At 50.0% G+C, this 4,123-nt stretch carries 8 protein-coding genes; all 8 read right to left on the reverse strand.

Features of this window, described 5'->3' with window-relative positions; translation table 11 throughout:
* Positions 1 to 98: 98 nt before the first annotated feature.
* Positions 99 to 482, reverse strand: coding sequence for a hypothetical protein (locus ACJO5Y_RS15515; RefSeq protein WP_406988455.1), 384 nt, complete (start codon positions 480 to 482; stop codon positions 99 to 101).
* A 111-nt stretch (positions 483 to 593) separates the two neighbouring features.
* The gene (locus ACJO5Y_RS15520; protein ID WP_406988463.1) at positions 594 to 935 is read right to left on the reverse strand and encodes a hypothetical protein; all 342 of its coding nucleotides are present in this window, start codon (positions 933 to 935) and stop codon (positions 594 to 596) included.
* 95 nt (positions 936 to 1,030) lie between these two features.
* Entirely contained in the window at positions 1,031 to 1,435 is a 405-nt protein-coding gene (locus tag ACJO5Y_RS15525) for a hypothetical protein (RefSeq protein WP_406988464.1), read from the reverse strand.
* Between the two features lie 110 nt (positions 1,436 to 1,545).
* Positions 1,546 to 1,890 (reverse strand): hypothetical protein, encoded by a 345-nt coding sequence (locus ACJO5Y_RS15530; protein WP_406988465.1) that lies wholly within the window; start codon positions 1,888 to 1,890, stop codon positions 1,546 to 1,548.
* A gap of 113 nt (positions 1,891 to 2,003) precedes the next feature.
* Entirely contained in the window at positions 2,004 to 2,342 is a 339-nt protein-coding gene (locus ACJO5Y_RS15535) for a hypothetical protein (protein WP_406988466.1), read from the reverse strand.
* 139 nt (positions 2,343 to 2,481) lie between these two features.
* Positions 2,482 to 2,760 carry a hypothetical protein gene (locus ACJO5Y_RS15540; protein WP_406988468.1) on the reverse strand — a complete coding sequence of 93 codons (279 nt, stop codon included), beginning with the start codon at positions 2,758 to 2,760 and terminating at the stop codon, positions 2,482 to 2,484.
* Positions 2,761 to 2,863: 103 nt separating this feature from the next.
* Positions 2,864 to 3,574: a hypothetical protein gene (locus tag ACJO5Y_RS15545; protein ID WP_406988470.1), complete on the reverse strand. Its 711-nt coding sequence runs from the start codon at positions 3,572 to 3,574 to the stop codon at positions 2,864 to 2,866.
* 83 nt (positions 3,575 to 3,657) lie between these two features.
* The coding region (locus tag ACJO5Y_RS15550) for a hypothetical protein (RefSeq protein ID WP_406988471.1) at positions 3,658 to 4,123 on the reverse strand (466 nt) is incomplete at its 5' end.

Raw genomic sequence — 4,123 nt, forward strand, 5'->3', positions numbered from 1 at the left:
TTTAACGCCACGATTCAGCGGCGACCTTTTTGTAGCGAAGCGGAGAAAAGGGCGTCCGGTGGAGGGCCGCCAGGCCCGGAACGAACTGGAATGATTGGTTATGTGCTCTCTCTGGCCAGCACGCTGTACGGTTCATAGCCTAAGTTAAACCAACGTTCCTCGAACTCAGTTTGCCGCGACTGAAAAGACTCTAAATGGATATCAGCCTCATGGCAAAGAACGAACTCAAAGTTTTTGCAGCGAAAAAAGAGGTCGCCTTTGCCCAGTGTGAAAGTCCCTCTTTCCTCAGCCTCCGACAGGAATGATGACAATTCCTCGGTGTTTATCGGTTGGTACTGCCACATGTCGTCGATCGAAAGGTTACAGTCCCAGCCAAAGGCAACATGAAGTTCCCGAATACCCTCTTTTGTGAGAAAAGCAGCAAGATAGCCAATTTCCTGCTGCAACTGTGGCTCGCTCAAAGGGCTGGTTCTGACCTCCATGGCTATAGTCCTTTTGCCACATAACGCTGTTGTTTAGCGGCGCCCATGTAGCGCAGCGAAATGGGCGTCCGGTGTAGGGCCGCCAGGCCCGGAACGTACTACAACACTTTGTTAAATTTTTCTGGACTGATACCGCTCCCGTAGGCATAGGCCGAATGCAGCGGCACCAATCCCCAAACTATAACCACCGTAGAGCGAAGCTACTATTGCAAGAGGTAGTACCCACAAGAGCTTGAGCTCTTTCGCCCGCATTAAATAGGCCCCAAGGCTGGCTGCTGCAATGATTATTAAAGCATTGAAAGCAACGAAGCCTGAAAGATACAAAAACGGGTCTAGTGGTGCTGCGAAAGCCGTTGCCTGCTGCCGGAGATCATCGAAGTTCATGGCGAGTTGAACAGCTACAAAGGCAGAGTGGCCGAGTATGATTATCCCAAGCACATGCCGCAGTGACACGACGCCTCCCAAGAATTTAACGCAAAGCTAAGCGGCGGCCCGTTAGGGACGTCCGGTGGACGGCCATCAGGCCGGGAACGCACTTAAGCGACTGGTTATGTTGCATTTTCCAGCCTGCTACTGAAGTAGCTTGAGAGGTTTAAGCGAACACCACCAGTAGCATAGGTGACTGTATGGGAGGCGGCATCTACTGACACAACCTTGATGCCTGGATGGTGCCGATCTTCGTAGGTGTTTGGATTATCGTAAATGTCTCGCATGACAGATACTGGGATGAGGTAGTACGTTGCAGCACTACCGCACACCCACAATTCGTAATCAGCCGACAGCGTATTTGGGTTTATGTTGAATTTGTATTTATCGCTCGCTGCAGCGCTACTCGAGCAGAACCTTACGTGAACCGTAGAGTTGCCTACCCGATATTTGGCCTTGCCAGCCGGTGAGATGCTTGCACCGTTGGCGACGGCAGATATTGCAGATAGTTTTTCGGTACCGCTCAAGGTGTATACCTCATTGCAACATAACGCCGTTGTTTAGCGGCGCCCATGTAGCGCAGCGAAATGGGCGTCCGGTGCAGGGCCGAAGGCCCGGAACGTACTACAACACTTGGTTATACAGAATCCTCGACCAAGCGGTGGCTTGCCTCATCTGCGCCAAGTTCAGACAGCAAACCTTGCACAGCTGAAAAATCACTTTGGGCCATCGCCATTTTGTAATACCCATTCGAACGCTTTGCCATATCGAATGTCGACTTTATACCTTCGAGTGCGTCTGCGAGCTCCCGTGCGTTATCGGTCGCAAACTCGAGATCCAGAGAGGAAATATAGATACGGGTTCTGTCAGGGCTGAAGAGTGTGGGAAGGCGTTGGCCATGAAAGAACGGTGAGTTCTCATACACATCGTTCCAGGTCAGCTTTGAAAAATGCTTATCCCAATTGATTTCTTTATCGGCCATTTGAGCCTCTCGATAGATGATGAATTTCTGTATAACGCCTTGTTTAGCGGCGGCTTTTACGTAGCGAAGCGAAGAAAAAGTCGTCCGGTGGAGGGCCATCGGCCCGGAACGTACTACAACAATTTGTTAAAACCAGAAACCAACTCCTTCACTTCGAATCCAACAAATACCGAGACCATTAGGACGCCCACCACTTCCATAAGAATTGGCATTTCGGATTCCGCCAACAAAACTACTGCTATCATGACCAAGAGAACAAGACAGTTCGTTACTCTAGCCACAACACTTTGTCTTCGCAGAAAAAACGCGAGGACGGAAAGACCCGCCCCGATGAAGAACCCAACAAGTAGCTTTATCACTGGTGCTTCTGGTTTCGTAAAACCGTAACCCGCCGAGAAAATCAAAAGGGCCGCGAAGAAAATATAGATTATTGGAAACAGCGTCGTAGCCACCGACCTGTGGCTTTCCCTTACCTTCTGGAGCCTATCTCTCATACTCTGCATGATTACGTTTTAACGTCAGCCATAAGCGGCGCCCTGAATAGGGCGTCCGGTGGAGGGCCATCGGCCCGGAACAGACTTAATGGCCTTGTTATAAGCCTTGCACTTTATTCGCAAGTTCAATTGTTTGTTTACTGTCCTTTGTGACCACTAGCCAATCAAATAGGACTTCGCTGTATTGGCCCGTGACGGCATAGAACTTTGACACGTGGGCTTCTTCGCCAAAGAAAGCTTCTTTTTTTGCAGAACGCACAGCTTGAATTATGCTCTCCGCAAATTCGAGCAACTCTTGCTCAGTCCCGATGAGGAAAGCTTCTTCCCAGCCGGTTTGAGCAGTAATTACAGGACCTGGATTTCGTGTTTTGCTCATTATTCACCCGAAGCCGCTAAAGGCTTATAACGCCGCTCAGCACGCGCGGTTACGGAATGGCGGCGCAGCCGCAATGTAGTAACCGTCACCGTGACTGGCATTGTTAGCACCTGCTTCCAAGGTACTGCTTCCGACCTTCATAATCACTCATGTTGTTCGGAAACGGCCTTTTGCACCTTGGGCAAATGACCCTTTGCGTTTGACCTCGCTTATAAATCAGCCTGAATAGTTGTTCCGGCATCCACGGCATATCTATGACCTCAAGCTCATGCTTTCCAATGTATCCGCACTCAGGACAGGCGCTCAAGTGAAGAAAATCTTCTGGCAAATTAGCCTGAAGGAGAAAAATAAACTGAGAAGCTACGTTCTTGATGTAACCACTGGCATTCTCTTTGGTTAACCCAGTATTAAAAATGCAACCGTCTTGATTACTCACCATCCAAAGGTCTTCGCTTAGGTCATCCCAAATGCTGTATATGGCCTCGTAATCGGACCTCGAGTAGAAACCCGCTAGGGTGTCAGCACCTATCTCGGGGTCGAGATCACCCGATACGATTTGCTCACAAAGATCTGCCGCATAAACTTGTAGGGCATCCTCATCTGGCGGCAATAGCAGATCAAGATCGGTTAGCGACCTTTGAAAATATAGCTCGACTTCTTCTGAGTCTGGATCTCGTTCAAGCCCAATGCTTGCGAGGATAGCAACATTCTCAGATTCTATATCCTCGTACAGCAAGGACTCTGCCCAAGTGGTGTAATCCCTAGCATGTGCGCTACCCAGTGCTCTTTTTCCAACGAGAAGCTCAAATTTCATAAAGTGCTAACGCCGCTCAGCACGCGCGGCTACGAAATGAAGGCGCAGCCGCAATGTAGTAGACGTCGCCGTGACTGGCCTGGTTAGGAGTTTCCGGAATCAACGCAAACTCTGCCATTTTTGACACACAAGGTCCCAAACCCAGGTTGCCTAGAAATTAGAGCCCACTGCGGCTGCCCACTCTCTGTCATGAAGGAGACAACTCGGGTCCCGTTAGAAAGGCTCAACTGTATCTCGGGGATCGCACCAATTGTCTCTAAACCAGTAACCGTCGAGCCCAGCAACTTTTTTAACATGCTGGGCCACCGACGTGCCGAGCTATAGCTGCCGCCCAAGATGGATCGAGGCTTTTCGATTCGCCAGCTCCACTCAACCATGAGCGTAAAATTACCGCTCGGGTTACCAGTGGAGCCATCACGCAGATAAGTCGGTGACAGTTCACCCAACTCAACAAATATGGCAGAGCCATGACCAAGCCATACGTGATTTACAGGCAGACCTAACACGGCCTGCTTAAACTCGAGAAGCCCCAATTTTTCTCCTAACGCC

The sequence above is a fragment of the Marinobacter alkalisoli genome, from assembly GCF_045449855.1.
Lineage (GTDB): Bacteria > Pseudomonadota > Gammaproteobacteria > Pseudomonadales > Oleiphilaceae > Marinobacter.